This is a genomic window from Pseudomonas sp. Y5-11 (assembly GCF_022368695.1).
Lineage (GTDB): Bacteria > Pseudomonadota > Gammaproteobacteria > Pseudomonadales > Pseudomonadaceae > Aquipseudomonas > Aquipseudomonas parakoreensis.
On record NZ_CP058974.1, the window covers coordinates 2,322,733 to 2,339,663 of the forward strand.

The following is a 16,931-nucleotide window of genomic DNA, read 5'->3' on the forward strand; positions in this document are numbered from 1 at the left end:
TGTGGGAGCTGGCTTGCCAGCGATGGCGGCCTGACAGCCGACCAAACTCCAACTGAAAGCACCCAATCCCATGTAGGAGCTGCCGAAGGCTGCGATCTTTTGATCTGCTTTGGCTTTGGCTCTTGATCTGGCTTTTGATCTTCAGCCCCTTCGGCAGGCCGAGCGAAGGTGTTCATCCGGGGGTAGGCGCGCAGCGCCGTGCGGCGAAGCCGCATGCATCGAGAGGAGGTGCAGCGAAGCAAACCGTAGGCGATGCCCCCGGATGGACACCGTAGCGAGGGAACACTGAGCCTCAGCGAAGTGCCGTACGCCGGGGCAAAGCCTTTTGGGTTACCTTTTCGGCGTCTGGAAAAGGTGACTCGCTGTAAGAGCGAAACCGCCAGCAGCCGTTACCGCAGCAACGGATATGCTCACAAATCCAAACCCAAAAAAAAGGCGCGATCCTCACAAATCACGCCTTTCTCATGCACCGCTGTCTATCAGCTACCCAACGCCTTCGACGCCAGCCAGAACAATCCGGCCGACAGCGCCACCGTCGCCGGCAAGGTCAGCACCCACGCCAGCAAAATGGTACGAACAGTCCCGCCTTGCAGGCCGCTCTTGTTGGCGACCATGGTGCCGGCCACGCCCGAGGACAGCACGTGGGTGGTGGATACCGGCAGGCTGAAGATGTTGGCCATGCCGATCAGACTCGCGGTGGTGATCTGCGCCGACATGCCCTGGGAATAGGTCATGCCTTGCTTGCCGATTTTCTCGCCGATGGTCAGTACCACGCGTTTCCAGCCAACCATGGTGCCCAGGCCCAAGGCCAGTGCGACCGCCAGAATCACCCAGAACGGGGCGTATTCGGTGGTGGTGGTCAGGTCTTTGCGCAGTTTGTCCAGGTCAGCCTTTTCACGCGCTTCCAGGCCTGGCAGCTTGCCGACTTTCTTCGCAGTGTCGTCCAGGCACAGCAGGTAGCGACGCACTTCAATGCGGCTTTCCGAGGACAGCGAATGGTAGTCCGCTACACCTTTAAGCGTATCGAGCAGGGCGTTGATGGTCGGTTCGGTCTGCTGCGGGTTGCAGCGGAATTTCTCCGGCAGGTCGCCTTCAACACTTTTGCCCAGGGCCAGGAATTCGCCCAGGGAGTCGGCATTGCGCTTGTAGAACTGGCTCAGGTGCAGGGTCGCGTCGCGGGTGCGTTCGATCTGGTAAGTGGTGCTGCTCAGGTCGAGGACGAACTGCGCAGGCACGATACCGATCAACACCAGCATGATCAGGCCAATGCCTTTCTGGCCATCGTTGGAGCCGTGCACGAAGCTCACGGCCATGGCCGAGATCACCAGGACCAGGCGGTTCCAGAACGGCGGATGTTTCTTGTCGTCGATCTTGCGGCGCTGTTCCGGGGTCTTGTGCATCTTCGACAGCGGGCGCCACCACTTCAGGCCGATCAGGATCAGCGCGGCGATCAGGAAGCCAGCCATTGGCGAGAACACCAGCGAAGCGCCGATGTCGATCGCTTTCTGCCAGTTCACACCGTCGGCCAACGGGATGTTGTTGATCAGGGCGTTGGCCAGGCCGACGCCAAGGATCGAGCCGATCAGGGTGTGGGAACTGGAGGCCGGGATACCGAAGTACCAGGTGCCCAGGTTCCAGGTGATCGCCGCGGCGAGCAACGAGAACACCATCGCCAGGCCATGGCCGGTGTTCACATTGATCAGCAGTTCTACCGGCAGCAGGTGAACAATGGCATACGCCACGCCAACGCCGCCCAGCAACACGCCGAGGAAGTTGAACACACCGGAGAAGAACACCGCCAGGTGAGGCGGCATGGCTTTGGTGTAGATAACAGTGGCTACCGCGTTAGCGGTGTCATGAAATCCATTGATGAACTCGAAGGCGAGGACAAACGTCAGGGCGAGCAAGAGGCTCACAAGCACCCAAGCATCCAGTCCGCTGAATAAATCGATCATGAAGGTTTTCTGACCCGGTCATAAGGGGGCGCGATTATGCCAGAAAAGACTGGAAATCGATCCCCTACCTGCTCATCGGTAGCAATCAATGTCGAATTAAATTGTTGCAAGGTGCAAAGCCCGAGCGTGTTGCAGGGTTTTTCAAGTGTTTGATTATCTTGGAAAAACCTTCAGGCAGCAGGCGTTTCGTCGAGTGCGCGAGGGCCTCAAACGCTTGTGTGAAATATCTCTGAAACGAGCCAGACACGCTCCTTTCCCGCGCAACACGGGGGAGGTGGCCGCTGCCCGCGGGTAGCGGGCGCGCAAGGCATTGTCGGGTCACCGCGCTCGTAGCCGGTGGCGACGCAGACCCTCGAAAAACTCACAATCGCCGGTTCATGGCTCTTCGGTTTTGAGTTCTTCTTCCATCTTTTTCAGTTCTTGCTGGAAAACCTGATCCTGAACAGTGGGGCGTTTACGCCATGCTTTGCGTTCCGGTTCCGGTTGAGCGGCGTAGGTGGTGACTTCCCCGCCGTAAACTTCCTTGTAACGTTGTTCCTGGCGCTCAAGTTCCGCGCGCAGTTCGTCTTTCGTCACAGTGCTACCTGTTTGAGTTGAGATGAATGTCTGGTGAAACGCACGGCAACGAGTCGATTGAGCGCGTCCACCGAAAGGTCATGCCCGTAAAGGCATTGGAGTTATCGGCAAGGCGGTCAAGACTTCCATGTTGCAGGCGGCTGCGACACCAGATTAAAACTGACGCAGCATCAGTTGCCTGTTTCAGCGGGCGCTGTCGTTGCATGAGTCATGCGCGTCAGCGCTGGCCGGAGCTGTCGGCGATTGGCATCGCTTCGGCAGGTGGCGGCTTCGGTGAATAAAACCGGCCCCACTGAGAGGCATTATAGCGGTCGATTCGGGATTGACTATCTTTGCCAAGTTAAAAACGGTTCCAGATGTGTGATTGTTTTTGTGACTGACAATTTTTATCGCTAGTTGAAATCCGCTGAAACCTTTATGCGCTCAGTGTTGTGTTTCTGACGCCATTAAGTCGAACAACTAACGCACGATGGAAAGTTGGATTAACCCGTTCCATGGTCGACCCGGCAAACCATGAAGAGCTTGTGCCGCGGATTGCGATAATCGGTCGATGGTTCGATAATCGCCCAATCTTGGCGTCCCGGTCCTTGTGCATTTGCCGGCGAGCCGCTTGTATGGCCATTGATCCGTGCCGGAAAAAAGGACAAAAAATGAACGATCAAATGCGCAACTCCTTCACCTCCGTGGCGCCGCCGATCGTCGCGTCGCCAGCCAAGCGTATCCAGGCGCTGACGGGCGATCCGGATTTCATGACCTCGCTGGCCCGTGGCCTGGCGGTGGTGCAGGCGTTTCAGGAGCGCAAGCGGCACCTGACCATCGCCCAGATCAGCCATCGCACGGAAATTCCCCGCGCCGCCGTGCGCCGTTGTCTGCACACCTTGATCAAACTGGGTTACGCCACCACCGATGGCCGCACGTACTCGTTGTTGCCCAAAGTGCTGACCCTCGGCCACGCGTATCTGTCGTCGACGCCGCTGGCGGTCTCGGCCCAGCCGTACCTCGACCGCATGAGCGAGCAACTGCACGAAGCCTGTAACATGGCCACGCTCGAAGGTGACGACATTCTGTACATTGCCCGTTCGGCGACCACGCAACGGCTGATCTCGGTGGATCTGTCGGTGGGCGGACGTCTGCCGGCCTATTGCACCTCGATGGGCCGTATCCTGCTGGCGGCGCTGGACGACACTTCGCTGCGCGAATACCTCGACCATGCCGAACTGGTGGCCAAGACCAGCCGCACCCTGCATACCCCGGAAAGTCTGCTTGCATGCCTGCAGGAAGTGCGGCAACAGGGCTGGTGCATCGTCGATCAGGAGCTGGAGCAGGGCCTGCGCTCGATTGCGGTGCCGGTTTACGATGCATCGGGCCAAGTGGTGGCGGCGCTCAACGTCAGTACCCACGCCGGCCGCGTCAGTCGCACCGAGCTGGAGCAACGCTTCCTGCCGGGCCTGCTCAGCGCCAGCCGCGACCTCAGCGCGCAACTGTTCGCCTGATGAAGCTGTTCGATAAACGCACAGTGTTGCGTTTATCGAATTGACGCTAAAACCCTCGGATCATTAATGTCGCGGCAGCGTCATCCGGCGCCGATATGAATGAGCCTGCCGGATTGTCGACTCCCATAATAATGACAAGAGGCAACTCACCATGCGCATGCTCCCCGACTGTCTCAGCTCCGTTCCCTGTTGCCGGATTCACCGCAACGCCTGATCCCGACCTTCTATTCTTGTGACCGTGCCGCTCTCTGGCCGGCCGCCGTTCGACTGCGTTTTTTGCGTGGAATAAAAATAATGAACCAGCCTCAGTCCGCTGTAGGTAACTGCCTCGACGTGCAGACCTTCATCAATGCCCAACCGATCTCGCGCTATCAGTGGCGGGTGGTGATCCTGTGTTTCCTGATTGTGTTTCTCGATGGCCTCGACACAGCGGCGATGGGCTTTATCGCCCCGGCGTTGTCCCAGGATTGGGGCATCGACCGCGCCAGCCTCGGCCCGGTAATGAGTGCCGCGTTGATCGGCATGGTCTTTGGCGCTCTGGGTTCGGGCCCTCTGGCTGACCGTTTCGGGCGCAAAGTGGTGCTGGTCGGCGCGGTGCTGCTGTTCGGCGCTTTCAGCCTGGCCTCGGCCTACAGCACCAACGTCGAGCAATTGCTGGTGCTGCGTTTTCTGACCGGTCTCGGCCTGGGCGCCGGCATGCCCAACGCCACCACGCTGCTCTCGGAATACACCCCGGAGCGCAAAAAGTCATTGCTGGTGACCAGCATGTTTTGCGGCTTCAACCTCGGCATGGCCGGCGGCGGTTTCATTTCGGCGAAGCTGATCCCGGCGTTCGGCTGGCACAGCCTGCTGCTGATCGGCGGGATCCTGCCGCTGATCCTCGCGGTGGTGCTGCTGTTCTGGCTGCCGGAGTCGGCGCGTTATCTGGTGGTGCGCAATCGCGGCACCGAGAAAGTGCGCAAGACCCTGTCGCCAATCGATCCGGTCGCCGTGGCGCAAGCCTCGAGTTTCAGCGTTCCGGAGCAGAAAACCGTCAAGGCGCGCAACGTCTTCGCGGTGATTTTCTCCGGCACTTACAGTGTCGGCACTTTGTTGCTGTGGCTGACCTACTTCATGGGCCTGGTCATCGTCTATCTGCTGACCAGTTGGCTGCCGACCCTGATGCGTGACAGCGGCGCGAGCATGGAGCAGGCGGCGTTTATCGGCGCGTTGTTCCAGTTCGGCGGGGTGTTGAGCGCGGTCGCTGTCGGCTGGGCGATGGACCGCTTCAATCCGCACAAGGTCATTGGCACGTTCTACCTGCTGGCCGGGGTGTTTGCCTACGCGGTGGGGCAGAGCCTGGGCAATATCACATTGCTGGCGACCCTGGTGCTGGTGGCGGGGATGTGCGTCAACGGTGCGCAATCGGCGATGCCTTCGCTGGCGGCGCGGTTTTATCCGACGCAGGGACGCGCGACCGGGGTGTCGTGGATGCTCGGGATTGGCCGGTTCGGCGCGATTCTCGGGGCGTGGATGGGCGCGACGTTGCTGGGGCTGGGCTGGAACTTCGAACAGGTGCTGACGGCGCTGGTGATTCCGGCGGGGTTGGCGACGGCGGCGGTGGTGATCAAAGGTGTGGTCAGTCATGCGGATGCGACCTGATATTTCGATGTAAAGCGAAAAGATCGCAGCCTTTGGCAGCTCCTGCAGGTGAACGCGTAACCCTGTAGGAGCTGCCGCAGGCTGCGATCTTTTGGCGATCAACACGGAACGATAGGGTGATAACAATCCGTTCGATAAACGAACACTCAGTCGATTATCGGATTGTTTGGCGATTTTCTGCGGCTTAATCTGCAGTGACTCCGGCGCTGAACCTCGCGCCTTTTTCTCACTGACGATTCACTACAAAAACGGGAGCCTGCTCCATGGCTGAGATCCTTTCGCTGCACGACGCGGTGAAGCAATTCGTCAACGACGGCGACACCGTCGCGCTCGAAGGCTTCACTCACCTGATCCCTACGGCGGCGGGTCATGAAATCATTCGTCAGGGCAAGAAAGATCTGACCCTGGTGCGGATGACGCCTGACCTGATCTACGACCAACTGATCGGTGCCGGTTGTGCACGCAAGCTGATCTTTTCCTGGGGCGGCAACCCCGGCGTGGGTTCGCTGCACCGTCTGCGCGACGCGGTCGAAAAGCAATGGCCGCATGCCCTGGAAATCGAAGAACACAGCCACGCCGACCTGGCTAATGCCTACGTCGCCGGCGCTTCCGGTCTGCCATTCGCCGTGCTGCGGGCCTACGCCGGTTCCGACCTGCCGAAGGTCAATCCGCTGATCAAATCCGTGACCTGCCCGTTCACCGGTGAAGTGCTGGCCGCGGTGCCGTCGGTGCGTCCGGACGTGACCGTGATCCACGCGCAGAAAGCCGACCGCCAAGGCAACGTGCTGTTGTGGGGCATTCTCGGGGTGCAGAAAGAAGCTGCGCTGGCAGCCAAGCGCTGCATCGTCACGGTTGAAGAAATCGTCGACAACCTCAACGCGCCGATGAACGCCAGCGTGTTGCCAACCTGGGCCTTGAGCGCGGTCTGCCACGTACCCGGCGGCGCGCATCCGTCCTACGCCCACGGTTACACCGAGCGTGACAATCGTTTCTATCAAGCGTGGGATCCGATCGCCCGCGACCGTGAGACGTTTACCGCGTGGATCAACGAATACATCCATGGCTGCGCTGACTTCAGCGCGTTCCAGGCCAAGTTGGCCGCTGCTTCGGAGGCCAAGTAATGACTTACACCACCAATGAAATGATGACCGTCGCGGCGGCCCGGCGCCTGAAGAACGGCTCGGTGTGCTTCGTCGGCATCGGTCTGCCGTCGAAAGCCGCCAACCTCGCGCGTTTGACGTCGTCGCCGGACGTGGTGCTGATCTATGAATCCGGCCCGATTGGCGCCAAGCCAAGCGTGCTGCCGCTGTCGATCGGTGACGGCGAGCTGGCGGAGACTGCCGACACCGTCGTCCCGACCGGTGAGATTTTTCGCTACTGGCTGCAGGGCGGACGCATCGACGTCGGTTTTCTCGGCGCGGCGCAGGTCGACCGTTTCGGCAACATCAACACCACTGTGGTCGGCGATTACCACGCGCCGAAAGTGCGTTTGCCGGGTGCCGGTGGCGCGCCGGAAATCGCCGGTTCGGCGAAGAGCGTGTTGATCATTCTCAAGCAGTCGGCGCGTTCGTTCGTCGACAAGCTCGACTTCATTACCTCGGTCGGCCACGGCGAGGGCGGCGATTCGCGCAAGCGTCTGGGCCTGCCGGGTGCCGGCCCGGTCGGGATCATCACCGACCTGTGCATCATGGAGCCGGAAGCGGGCACCCACGAATTCGTGGTCACCGCTCTGCATCCGGGCGTGACCCGCGAGCAAGTGGTCGCCGCCACCGGTTGGGCCATTCGCTTTGCCGACAACGTGGAAACCACGGCGGCACCGACCGAGACCGAACTGACTGCACTGCGCGATCTCGAAGCGCGCACCGCCGCCGCCCACGGCCAGGCACCGGGAGAAGCATGATGCGTGACGTGTATATCTGCGACGCAATCCGTACGCCCATCGGCCGTTTCGGCGGTGGACTGGCCGCCGTCCGTGCCGACGATCTGGCCGCTGTGCCGATCAAGGCGCTGATGGAACGCAATCCGTCGGTGGACTGGAATGCAATCGATGAAGTGTTCCTCGGCTGCGCCAACCAGGCCGGCGAAGACAACCGTAACGTGGCGCGCATGGCGCTGTTGCTGGCCGGTCTGCCGGAGAGCGTGCCGGGCGTGACCCTCAACCGTCTGTGTGCTTCGGGCATGGACGCGATTGGCACTGCGTTCCGCGCCATTGCCAGCGGCGAGATGGAGCTGGCGATTGCCGGCGGCGTCGAGTCGATGTCCCGTGCGCCGTTCGTGATGGGCAAGGCGGACGCAGCGTTCTCGCGCAACATGAAACTGGAAGACACCACCATCGGCTGGCGTTTCATCAACCCGCTGATGAAGGCCCAGTACGGCGTCGATGCGATGCCGCAGACCGCCGACAACGTCGCCGACGACTATAAGGTGTCGCGCGCCGACCAGGACGCGTTCGCCCTGCGCAGTCAGCAACGCACGGCTGCTGCACAAGCGGCGGGCTACTTCGCCGAGGAAATCGTCGAAGTGCGGATCGCCCACAAGAAGGGCGAAACCGTGGTCAGCCAGGACGAACATCCGCGCGCCGACACCACGCTTGAAGCGTTGGCCAGATTGAAGCCGGTCAACGGCCCGGACAAGACGGTTACCGCTGGCAACGCGTCCGGCGTCAACGACGGTGCTGCTGCGCTGATTCTTGCGTCTGCCGAGGCGGTGAAGAAACACGGCCTGACCGCCCGCGCCAAAGTGCTCGGGATGGCCAGCGCCGGCGTTGCGCCGCGCGTCATGGGCATCGGCCCGGTGCCGGCGGTGCGCAAACTGATCGAGCGTCTTGGTGTGGCGGTCAGCGATTTCGATGTGATCGAACTCAATGAAGCCTTCGCCAGCCAAGGTCTGGCGGTGCTGCGTGAATTGGGTCTGGCGGATGATGCGCCGCAGGTCAACCCGAACGGTGGCGCGATTGCCTTGGGCCATCCGTTGGGCATGAGCGGCGCGCGACTGGTGCTGACCGCGCTGCATCAGCTGGAAAAGACCGGCGGCCAGAAAGGTCTGGCGACCATGTGCGTCGGCGTCGGGCAGGGTCTGGCCCTGGCCATCGAACGCGTCTGACGCAGCGCGTCGACTGATAAGAACAGAGGAAAGCGAAATGACTGACAAGCCTGGCTACCGTCGTCCGCAGGAAGGCACCCAGCCTGAATACCTGCACCCGACGTATCAATCCACCAACCTGCGCTCGCCGTCCAAGCCGTTGGTGTTTCTGCCGCATTCGTTGTCGGAGATCACCGGCCCGACCATCGGTGCCGAACGTGTCGCCGACAAGGACAACGACCTGACCGCCCAGCACGACGGCGAGCCGTTGGGCGAGCGCATCATCATTCACGGCCGTGTGCTCGACGAAAACGGTTTGCCGGTGCCAGGGATTCTGGTGGAAATCTGGCAGGCCAACGCCGCCGGCCGCTACAACCACCAGCGCGACCTGCACGACGCGCCGCTGGACCCGAACTTCACCGGCACCGGCCGCACCGTAACCGATGCCGACGGCTGGTATCAGTTCCAGACCATCAAGCCCGGCGCCTATCCGTGGGGTAACCACCACAATGCGTGGCGCCCGGCGCACATTCATTTCTCGCTGTTCGGGCCGAGCATCCTCACCCGTCTGGTGACGCAGATGTACTTCCCCGGCGACCCGCTGCTGGCCTACGATCCGATCTACAACTGCGTGCCGGACACCTCCGCCAAGGAGCGTCTGATCGCCGCTTTCGATCTGGAAAAAACCATTCCGTCCTACGCCCTCGGCTATCGCTGGGACATCGTCTTGCGCGGCCGCGACGCCACGCCGATGGAGAAATAAGATGACGCTGACTGCCACCACGTCCCACACCGTCGGGCCGTACTACCACATCGGCCTGACCTGGCTGAATCGCGAAAACCTCGCGGTCGAACAAACCCTCGGCGAGCGCGTGGCGATCACCGGCCAAGTGGTTGACGGCAACGGCGATGTGGTCAACGACGCGATGCTCGAAGTCTGGCAAGCCAACGCTGCCGGCAAGTACGCACACCCGGAAGACGAGCAGGACAAACCGCTGGACCCGCATTTCGAAGGTTTCGGCCGGGTGCCGGTGGACGCCGAAGGGCGCTTCCGTTTCACCACGATCAAACCGGGCACGGTCGAGGGCCTGAAGGGTACGACCCAGGCGCCGCATCTGGTGGTGCTGGTGTTTGCCCGTGGCTTGGTCAAACACTTGCTGACGCGCATCTACTTTGAAGGTGAGCCGGCGAACGTCAATGATCCGCTGCTCGAATGTGTGCCGGCCGAGCGACGCGCCACGTTGCTGGCGAAGCCGGATGCGGCAGGGGTTTATCAGTGGAATGTGATTTTGCAGGGCACTGAGGCGGAGACGGTGTTTTTCGATTATTGATCGCAGCTCATTCCGTTGGAGTGAGTTTGTGGTGAGGGGATTTATCCCCGATGGGCTGTGAAGCAGCCCCAAGACCGGATTTCACGGTGAAACTGACACACCGCGTCTGCCGGATTTGCGAGTGCTGCGCACTCGATCGGGGATGAATCCCCTCGCCACAAAAGCCCTCTTTCAGAAGAGGGGCTGTGTAATGCCTCGTGGATATATCTGTGGAACGGGATTGTTGCGAAGTGTGTCTAGACTCTCACCTGTCCCTTCAGAGTAAAAAACAATGACAACTACCACCGCTCATTACACCGGCGAGGAGCGCAGCAAGCGCATCTTTGCGATTGTCGGTGCCTCGTCCGGCAACCTGGTCGAATGGTTCGACTTCTATGTCTATGCCTTCTGCGCGATCTATTTCGCCCCAGCGTTTTTCCCTTCCGACAACCCGACAGTGCAACTGGTCAATACGGCCGGGGTGTTCGCTGCCGGGTTCTTGATGCGCCCGATTGGCGGCTGGATCTTCGGGCGGCTGGCGGACAAGAAGGGCCGCAAGACCTCGATGATGATTTCGGTGCTGATGATGTGCTTCGGCTCATTGCTCATCGCCTGCCTGCCGACTTACGCCAGCATCGGCGTCTGGGCACCGCTGCTGTTGCTGTTCGCGCGTCTGCTGCAAGGCCTGTCGGTGGGCGGCGAGTACGGCACCACCGCGACCTACATGAGTGAAGTCGCACTCAAGGGCCAGCGCGGCTTTTTCGCCTCGTTCCAGTACGTGACCCTGATTGGCGGGCAACTGCTGGCAGTGTCGCTGGTGGTGATCCTGCAACAGTTCCTCAGTGAAGATGAACTGCGTGCCTACGGCTGGCGGATTCCGTTTGTGGTCGGTGCGGTGGCGGCGGTGATTTCACTGTTCCTGCGTCGCTCCCTGAAAGAAACCACCAGCAAGGAAATGCGCGAGAACAAAGACGCCGGCAGCATCCGCGCACTGTTCCGTGATCACAAAGCCGCGTTCATCACCGTGCTGGGTTACACCGCCGGTGGCTCGTTGATTTTCTACACCTTCACCACGTACATGCAGAAGTACCTGGTGAACACGGCCGGCATGCACGCCAAGACCGCCAGCTACATCATGACCGGCGCGCTGTTCCTGTATATGTGCATGCAGCCGTTGTTCGGCATGCTCGCCGACAAGATCGGTCGACGTAATTCGATGCTCTGGTTCGGCGCGCTCGGTACGTTGTTCACCGTGCCGATCCTGCTGAGCCTGAAAAGCATCAGCAGCCCGATTCTGGCCTTCGTGCTGATCACCGTGGCGCTGGCGATCGTAAGTTTCTACACCTCGATCAGCGGCCTGGTGAAAGCCGAAATGTTCCCGCCGGAAGTCCGCGCCCTCGGCGTCGGTCTGGCCTATGCGGTGGCCAACGCGATCTTCGGCGGTTCGGCGGAATACGTGGCCCTGAGCCTGAAAGCCGGGGGCATGGAAAACGCCTTCTACTGGTACGTCACGGTGATGATGGCAGTGGCGTTCCTGTTCAGCCTGCGCCTGCCGAAACAGGCGGCGTACTTGCACCACGATCTGTAAACCGATGTGCGCGGGCCGCATAGGCCCGCGCCGGCAAGGACTGTTTATGACTCAGCGACCGGGCAATCAATTGTTCGATGCCTACTTCACGGCCCGCGACATGCGCGAGGTGTTCTGCGATCAGGGTCGGGTGCAGGCGATGCTCGATTTCGAAGCGGCGCTGGCCCGGGCCGAGGCGCGGGTCGGGGTGATTCCGGCGTCCGCCGTCGCGCCGATTGCCGCCGCTTGCCACGCCGGTCTGTATGACTTCGCGGCGCTGGGCGAGGCGATTGCCACCGCCGGCAACTCGGCGATTCCACTGGTCAAGGCGTTGGGCAAGCAGATCGCCGCGCGCAGTGCCGAGGCCGAGCGTTATGTGCATCTGGGCGCCACCAGTCAGGACGTGATGGATTGCGGGCTGGTCCTGCAATTGCGTCAGGCGCTGGTACTGATTGAAAGCGACCTGGCAGCGCTCGCCGAATCGCTCGCCACTCAGGCCCAACGGCATGCGGCCACGCCATTGGCCGGGCGCACCTGGCTGCAACACGCCACGCCGGTCACCCTCGGGATGAAAATCGCCGGATGGCTCGGCGCGGTGACCCGCAGCCGTCAGCGTCTGCGCGAACTCAAGCCACGGCTGCTGGTGCTGCAATTCGGCGGTGCTTCCGGCACCCTTGCGGCGCTCGGCGAGCAAGCGCTGCCGATCGCGCAAGCGCTGGCCGAAGAGCTGCAATTGGCCTTGCCTGAACAACCTTGGCACACCCAGCGTGATCGCATCGTCGAGTTCGGCGCGGTGCTTGGTTTGATCGCCGGCAGCCTCGGCAAGCTCGGGCGCGACGTCAGTCTGTTGATGCAGACCGAAGCGGCGGAGGTGTTCGAGCCGTCGGCGCCGGGCAAGGGCGGTTCGTCGACCATGCCGCACAAGCGCAATCCGGTCGGCGCGGCAGTGTTGATCGGTGCGGCGACGCGAGTGCCGGGGCTGGTCTCGACGCTGTTCAGCGCCATGCCCCAGGAGCACGAGCGCAGCCTCGGTCTGTGGCATGCCGAATGGGAAACCCTGCCGGAGATCTGCTGCCTGGTGTCCGGTGCGCTGCAACAGGCGCGCTTGCTGGCCGATGGGCTGGAGGTCGATGCCGAACGCATGGCGCGCAATCTCCAATTGACCCAAGGGCTGGTGCTGGCCGAAGCGGTGAGTATCGTCCTCGCCCAGCGTGTCGGCCGCGACACCGCGCACCATTTGCTCGAACAATGCTGCAAACGCGCGGTGGCCGAACAGCGCCACCTGCGTGCGGTGCTCGGCGACGAGCCGCAAGTGACCGCCGAACTGAGCAGCACCGAACTGGATCATCTGCTCGATCCCGCGCATTACCTCGGCCAGGCGCAAACCTGGGTCGAGCGCGCGGTGGCCGAACACAACGCATTGTCTGTCTGAAAGGAGAGGGCTGTGGCTTTCGTTCAACTCGCCGATGGCGAACTGCATTACGTTATTGAAGGTCCGGTCGACGCACCGGTGCTGGTGCTGTCCAACTCGCTGGGCACCGACCTGCACATGTGGGACGCGCAGATGCCGGCGTTCACCGAGCACTTCCGGGTGCTGCGTTTCGACACCCGAGGTCACGGCCAGTCGTTGGTGACACCGGGGCCATACAGCATCGAGCAATTGGGCCGCGACGTGCTGGGTCTGCTGGATGCGCTGCATATCGAACGCGCACATTTCTGCGGCTTGTCGATGGGCGGGTTGATCGGTCAGTGGCTGGGGATCAATGCCGGCCATCGTCTGCACAAACTGATCGTGTGCAACACTGCGGCGAAGATTGGTGATCCGTCGGTGTGGAATCCACGCATTGACACCGTGCTGCGTGATGGCCCGGCGGCGATGGTCGCGCTGCGCGATGCGTCGATTGCCCGTTGGTTTACCCGGGATTTTTCGGCGGCCAATCCGGCCGCGGCGAAGAAGATCACCGACATGCTCGCGGCGACTTCGCCTGAAGGTTATGCGGCCAATTGCGCGGCGGTGCGCGACGCCGATTTCCGCGAGCAACTGGCCTCGATCAATCTGCCGCTGCTGGTGATTGCCGGCACCGAAGATGCGGTGACGCCACCGTCTGGCGGGCATTTCATTCAAGAGCATGTGCGCGGCGCCGAGTACGCCGAGTTCCATGCCGCGCACCTGTCCAACGTGCAGGCCGGTGCCGCATTCAGTGATCGTGTGTTGGCGTTTCTGAACGCTCAGTGAGGAAGTTTTTGTGGACGAGAAACAACGTTATGACGAAGGCATGCAAGTACGCCGTGCGGTGCTGGGCGATGCGCATGTCGATCGCAGCCTGACCACACTGACCGAGTTCAACTCGGAATTTCAGGAAATGATCACCCGTCACGCCTGGGGCGACATCTGGACCCGCCCGGGCCTGCCGCGGCATACCCGCAGCCTGATCACCATCGCCATGCTGATCGGGATGAACCGCGAAGGCGAACTGAAACTGCATTTGCGCGCAGCGGCGAACAACGGCGTGAGCCGGGGCGAGATCAAGGAAGTGATCATGCAGAGTGCGATTTATTGCGGGATTCCGGCAGCCAATGCGACGTTCCATCTGGCGGAGTCGGTGTGGGATGAGCTTGGGATTGAGTCTCGGGAGTAAGCATCAGAATCAAAAGATCGCAGCCTGCGGCAGCTCCTACATTGGAATGCACTCCCCTGTAGGAGCTGCCGCAGGCTGCGATCTGTTGATCTTCAAACGTTGGCCACAATGAAAATCCGCTTGAACGGAAACAGCGTCTGCCCGTTTTTCTCCGGCGGATAATACGCATGCACGCGCATCAGGAAGTGGTAGATAAACCGCGCCTGCTCCTGTGACGTCAGCGCCTGCATCACTGGCCGCAACGCCGAGACCTTGATCCAGTCGTACACCGGCGACTTGCCGTCAACCACTTGCAGTTGCTCGGTTTCCCAGATGTCCAGCGACGTGGTCAGCGGCGCCAGCAAGCGATAGTAATCCTCCAATGCCAACAACGGCCGCGCGGCCATGCGCCGGCGCAGTTCTGGTGTGCCGATGGGGGTGTGTCCCGGGCCGGCATCGTCGAGGGTGTCGAGCATCAGTCGATACCACAAGGCATCGCGCCAGTCCGGCATATGTGCTGCCAGACAGCCACCGGGCTTGAGATGACCGAGCAGGCGCGGCAGCAGTTGTTGATGATCGCCAATGAAATGCAGCACCGCCGCCGCGAGCAGCAGGTCGGCGGGTTGCTCGGGGTGCCAGTCGAGCAAGTCGCACTCTTGCCAGCGGGCGTTGATCGGCAGACATCGGGCCTGATCCAGCATCTGCCGTGAGCTGTCGACGCCCAGCAACTGCGCTCGCGGCCAGCGCTCGGCCAGCACCTGCGTGGCAATGCCGGTGCCGCAGCCCAGGTCATAAATGCGTTCGGGGTCGTGCAGGTCGACACGGTCGAGCAATTCGTTGACCGGGCGTTGCCTGAGACGGGAGAACTGCTGGTACGCCTTGGCGTCCCAGTGGGTGCAGGCGTTCCCTGCCGTTTCGAGTTTGGCGCTTATGAGGAGGTCCTCTCTGGCGGATTACAGTTGTCGTCCAATGACGTTGAGGGTTTTCAGGACAACGGCCACGCCTTTGCGTGTGTCCTCTTCATTCAGCAGTTTGAGCAACGCCAGAGTGCCCGGCGCCGCTGACTGTGCCGATATCTCGGCTTTGGCCACGCGCACTGCATTACTGACTGCCCAGGTGGCGGCAGTGCTGTTCTCGAACAATTGCGCGAGCTTTTCCACCATGGCCGCGTCGAGCAGATCGGTGATATCGGACACCAGGGAAAGCAGGTCGACAATATTCTCCAGGCGTCCGCCGTCGATTAACGGCTGCAGTTTTGCCATCAGGGCCGTGAACCCGGGCGTGGCTGATATTTCCTCGGGCATGTGCATGAGCAATCACTCCTCCCTGTGCAGGGTCAAAGCATTCCCCGGGCCACCGCCCAGTAAAGACCGCGATTGAAACCGTTTCTGAGCAGGCCGCCCAATTTGGTCGGGGGTGTCGGCAATACATCGTGGGCGTAGTCGTACCAGAGTGGCATCCCGGCATTCAGGCCCATTTGTGCTACCGCTTGTACCCGACCGTCGTATACCGAGTTGGGTGCGCCAAGACGGATCTGGGCCGTGATGTTGTTGGCGATCACCGGTGCCTGGTTATGACAGGCGCCGCCGGCCTTGCTGACCGGCAGGTCGACGGTGTCGCCGATCACGTAGACATTCTCCAGACCGTAGACTTGCAACGTTTCGTGATTGGTCGGCAGCCATCCTTCATCATTGGCGGCTTGCGAGATGCCGCACTCGCGCACCACCTCGACGGCCTGGATTGGCGGAGTCGCCATCAGGATGTCGAAGGGTTGCGCATCGCCCTCGGCCGAGTAGGCGACTTTTGCATCGGGATCCACACGGCTCAGGGTGAAGCCACGCTGAAAGTGAATGTTTTTCCGGGCAAAGATGCTCGGCAGAATTTCACCCGTGGGGCGCTGCAAGAACAGACAATTGCGCAATAGCTGGGCAACTGTCGGGTAGGTGTAGATGATTTCCACTTGCTCGCGAACGCCCCGGCGACGTAACAAATCATCCAGCATCAATGTCGTTTCCACGGGCGCGATGCCGCATTGGTGCGGGACGTTCGGTGTCTGCGGGAAGGACACGGTAATGAAAATCCGGCCTTTTTCGATGGTGTTCAGGCGTTGCGCCAGTTGCCGGGCAGGAAGGTATTGATAGAAGTGGTCGCCGGCTTCCTGCAGACCCTCGATGCGTTCCGGCGCCGGCACGCAGCCGGTGGCGATCACCAGAAAATCATAGTCGAAGCGTTTGCCGGTTCGGGTGCGCAATTGCTGCCCGGAAAAGTCGAAACGGGTGACTTCTTCAACGTGGAAACTGATTTCCGGGCGCAACAGTGAGCGTTCCGGACGCTTGAGTTCCTCTTCGAAGAACTGGCTGAATGCCACGTACATGAACGCAGGTTTGTAGTAATGATCGGGGGAACTGGACAGTAATGTGATCGAGAGGTCGCCGCGTAGAACTTCCGGATACAGCTTGCCGACCAGTAGATTGGCCAGCATGGTTCCGCCTACACCGCCACCGACGATAACTATTCGCTTGCTCATACCTGACCTCCGTGGCCAAGGCAGCTTCGCGTACAGCATCCGGAGATAACGGAAGAAAACTAAGGGCTCCTACAGCGGGCTGGAGAGTTTACACACCTCTTTCACTGTATCTGTGCCTCGACAAATCGCCAGTCCGGGCTGACCAGTGGTTGAGGCCGGCGCC

Annotated in this window: 16 protein-coding genes; 11 read left to right on the forward strand and 5 right to left on the reverse strand. The window is 61.2% G+C overall.

The window, feature by feature from the left end; translation table 11 throughout:
- Positions 1–479 precede the first annotated feature (479 nt).
- Together HXW87_RS10330 and HXW87_RS10335 are read right to left on the reverse strand one after the other, a co-directional pair.
- Positions 480–1,955, reverse strand: a complete 1,476-nt coding sequence (locus tag HXW87_RS10330; RefSeq protein WP_007963152.1) for an inorganic phosphate transporter — start codon at positions 1,953–1,955, stop codon at positions 480–482.
- Positions 1,956–2,330: 375 nt separating this feature from the next.
- On the reverse strand, positions 2,331–2,531 hold the full coding sequence (locus tag HXW87_RS10335) for a hypothetical protein (protein ID WP_003222398.1): 201 nt from the start codon (positions 2,529–2,531) through the stop codon (positions 2,331–2,333).
- A gap of 650 nt (positions 2,532–3,181) precedes the next feature.
- Between HXW87_RS10335 and pcaR the strand changes: the two genes are divergently transcribed.
- The 11 genes from pcaR to pcaC all read left to right on the forward strand — a co-directional run bounded on the left by pcaR (position 3,182) and on the right by pcaC (position 14,262).
- Positions 3,182–4,024, forward strand: a complete 843-nt coding sequence (gene pcaR / locus HXW87_RS10340; protein WP_041070522.1) for a pca regulon transcriptional regulator PcaR — start codon at positions 3,182–3,184, stop codon at positions 4,022–4,024.
- A 294-nt stretch (positions 4,025–4,318) separates the two neighbouring features.
- Positions 4,319–5,665 (forward strand): MFS transporter, encoded by a 1,347-nt coding sequence (locus HXW87_RS10345; RefSeq protein WP_047292142.1) that lies wholly within the window; start codon positions 4,319–4,321, stop codon positions 5,663–5,665.
- Positions 5,666–5,928: 263 nt separating this feature from the next.
- Entirely contained in the window at positions 5,929–6,786 is an 858-nt protein-coding gene (locus tag HXW87_RS10350) for a CoA transferase subunit A (protein WP_239778865.1), read from the forward strand.
- Positions 6,786–7,565, forward strand: a complete 780-nt coding sequence (locus tag HXW87_RS10355; protein ID WP_095667332.1) for a CoA-transferase subunit beta — start codon at positions 6,786–6,788, stop codon at positions 7,563–7,565. Before HXW87_RS10350 ends, HXW87_RS10355 begins: the two co-directional genes overlap by 1 nt.
- Positions 7,562–8,767 carry a 3-oxoadipyl-CoA thiolase gene (pcaF, locus tag HXW87_RS10360; protein WP_177327915.1) on the forward strand — a complete coding sequence of 402 codons (1,206 nt, stop codon included), beginning with the start codon at positions 7,562–7,564 and terminating at the stop codon, positions 8,765–8,767. Before HXW87_RS10355 ends, pcaF begins: the two co-directional genes overlap by 4 nt.
- 37 nt (positions 8,768–8,804) lie before the next feature.
- Positions 8,805–9,509 (forward strand): protocatechuate 3,4-dioxygenase subunit beta, encoded by a 705-nt coding sequence (gene pcaH, locus HXW87_RS10365; RefSeq protein ID WP_007963162.1) that lies wholly within the window; start codon positions 8,805–8,807, stop codon positions 9,507–9,509.
- A gap of 1 nt (position 9,510) precedes the next feature.
- A complete protein-coding gene (gene pcaG, locus HXW87_RS10370) occupies positions 9,511–10,077 on the forward strand; it encodes a protocatechuate 3,4-dioxygenase subunit alpha (protein ID WP_047292153.1) in 567 nt (188 codons plus the stop codon).
- A gap of 271 nt (positions 10,078–10,348) precedes the next feature.
- The gene (locus tag HXW87_RS10375) at positions 10,349–11,644 is read left to right on the forward strand and encodes an MFS family transporter (protein WP_041070509.1); all 1,296 of its coding nucleotides are present in this window, start codon (positions 10,349–10,351) and stop codon (positions 11,642–11,644) included.
- A gap of 46 nt (positions 11,645–11,690) precedes the next feature.
- Positions 11,691–13,055, forward strand: coding sequence for a 3-carboxy-cis,cis-muconate cycloisomerase (locus HXW87_RS10380; RefSeq protein ID WP_239778866.1), 1,365 nt, complete (start codon positions 11,691–11,693; stop codon positions 13,053–13,055).
- A gap of 12 nt (positions 13,056–13,067) precedes the next feature.
- Positions 13,068–13,859 (forward strand): 3-oxoadipate enol-lactonase, encoded by a 792-nt coding sequence (pcaD, locus tag HXW87_RS10385; RefSeq protein ID WP_239778867.1) that lies wholly within the window; start codon positions 13,068–13,070, stop codon positions 13,857–13,859.
- A 10-nt stretch (positions 13,860–13,869) separates the two neighbouring features.
- Positions 13,870–14,262 (forward strand): 4-carboxymuconolactone decarboxylase, encoded by a 393-nt coding sequence (gene pcaC / locus HXW87_RS10390; RefSeq protein WP_047292161.1) that lies wholly within the window; start codon positions 13,870–13,872, stop codon positions 14,260–14,262.
- 92 nt (positions 14,263–14,354) lie between these two features.
- Here pcaC and HXW87_RS10395 read toward each other — a convergent pair whose 3' ends face one another.
- Genes HXW87_RS10395 through HXW87_RS10405 form a run of 3 tightly spaced genes read right to left on the reverse strand, consistent with a single transcriptional unit; the run spans position 14,355 to position 16,768 of the window.
- Positions 14,355–15,173: a methyltransferase domain-containing protein gene (locus tag HXW87_RS10395; protein WP_182404017.1), complete on the reverse strand. Its 819-nt coding sequence runs from the start codon at positions 15,171–15,173 to the stop codon at positions 14,355–14,357.
- 21 nt (positions 15,174–15,194) lie between these two features.
- The gene (locus HXW87_RS10400; RefSeq protein ID WP_095667329.1) at positions 15,195–15,551 is read right to left on the reverse strand and encodes a DUF1641 domain-containing protein; all 357 of its coding nucleotides are present in this window, start codon (positions 15,549–15,551) and stop codon (positions 15,195–15,197) included.
- A 26-nt stretch (positions 15,552–15,577) separates the two neighbouring features.
- Positions 15,578–16,768 (reverse strand): FAD/NAD(P)-binding oxidoreductase, encoded by a 1,191-nt coding sequence (locus tag HXW87_RS10405; RefSeq protein ID WP_239778868.1) that lies wholly within the window; start codon positions 16,766–16,768, stop codon positions 15,578–15,580.
- Positions 16,769–16,931 lie beyond the last annotated feature (163 nt).

Excerpts from the sequence above, each read along its gene's own strand:
- HXW87_RS10330 (WP_007963152.1), bottom strand. The coding sequence starts at position 1,955 with ATGATCGATTTATTCAGCGGACTGGATGCTTGGGTGCTTGTGAGCCTC.
- pcaR (WP_041070522.1), top strand. The coding sequence starts at position 3,182 with ATGAACGATCAAATGCGCAACTCCTTCACCTCCGTGGCGCCGCCGATC.
- HXW87_RS10345 (WP_047292142.1), top strand. The coding sequence starts at position 4,319 with ATGAACCAGCCTCAGTCCGCTGTAGGTAACTGCCTCGACGTGCAGACC.
- HXW87_RS10350 (WP_239778865.1), top strand. The coding sequence starts at position 5,929 with ATGGCTGAGATCCTTTCGCTGCACGACGCGGTGAAGCAATTCGTCAAC.
- HXW87_RS10355 (WP_095667332.1), top strand. The coding sequence starts at position 6,786 with ATGACTTACACCACCAATGAAATGATGACCGTCGCGGCGGCCCGGCGC.
- pcaF (WP_177327915.1), top strand. The coding sequence starts at position 7,562 with ATGATGCGTGACGTGTATATCTGCGACGCAATCCGTACGCCCATCGGC.
- pcaH (WP_007963162.1), top strand. The coding sequence starts at position 8,805 with ATGACTGACAAGCCTGGCTACCGTCGTCCGCAGGAAGGCACCCAGCCT.
- pcaG (WP_047292153.1), top strand. The coding sequence starts at position 9,511 with ATGACGCTGACTGCCACCACGTCCCACACCGTCGGGCCGTACTACCAC.
- HXW87_RS10375 (WP_041070509.1), top strand. The coding sequence starts at position 10,349 with ATGACAACTACCACCGCTCATTACACCGGCGAGGAGCGCAGCAAGCGC.
- HXW87_RS10380 (WP_239778866.1), top strand. The coding sequence starts at position 11,691 with ATGACTCAGCGACCGGGCAATCAATTGTTCGATGCCTACTTCACGGCC.
- HXW87_RS10400 (WP_095667329.1), bottom strand. The coding sequence starts at position 15,551 with ATGCACATGCCCGAGGAAATATCAGCCACGCCCGGGTTCACGGCCCTG.
- HXW87_RS10405 (WP_239778868.1), bottom strand. The coding sequence starts at position 16,768 with ATGAGCAAGCGAATAGTTATCGTCGGTGGCGGTGTAGGCGGAACCATG.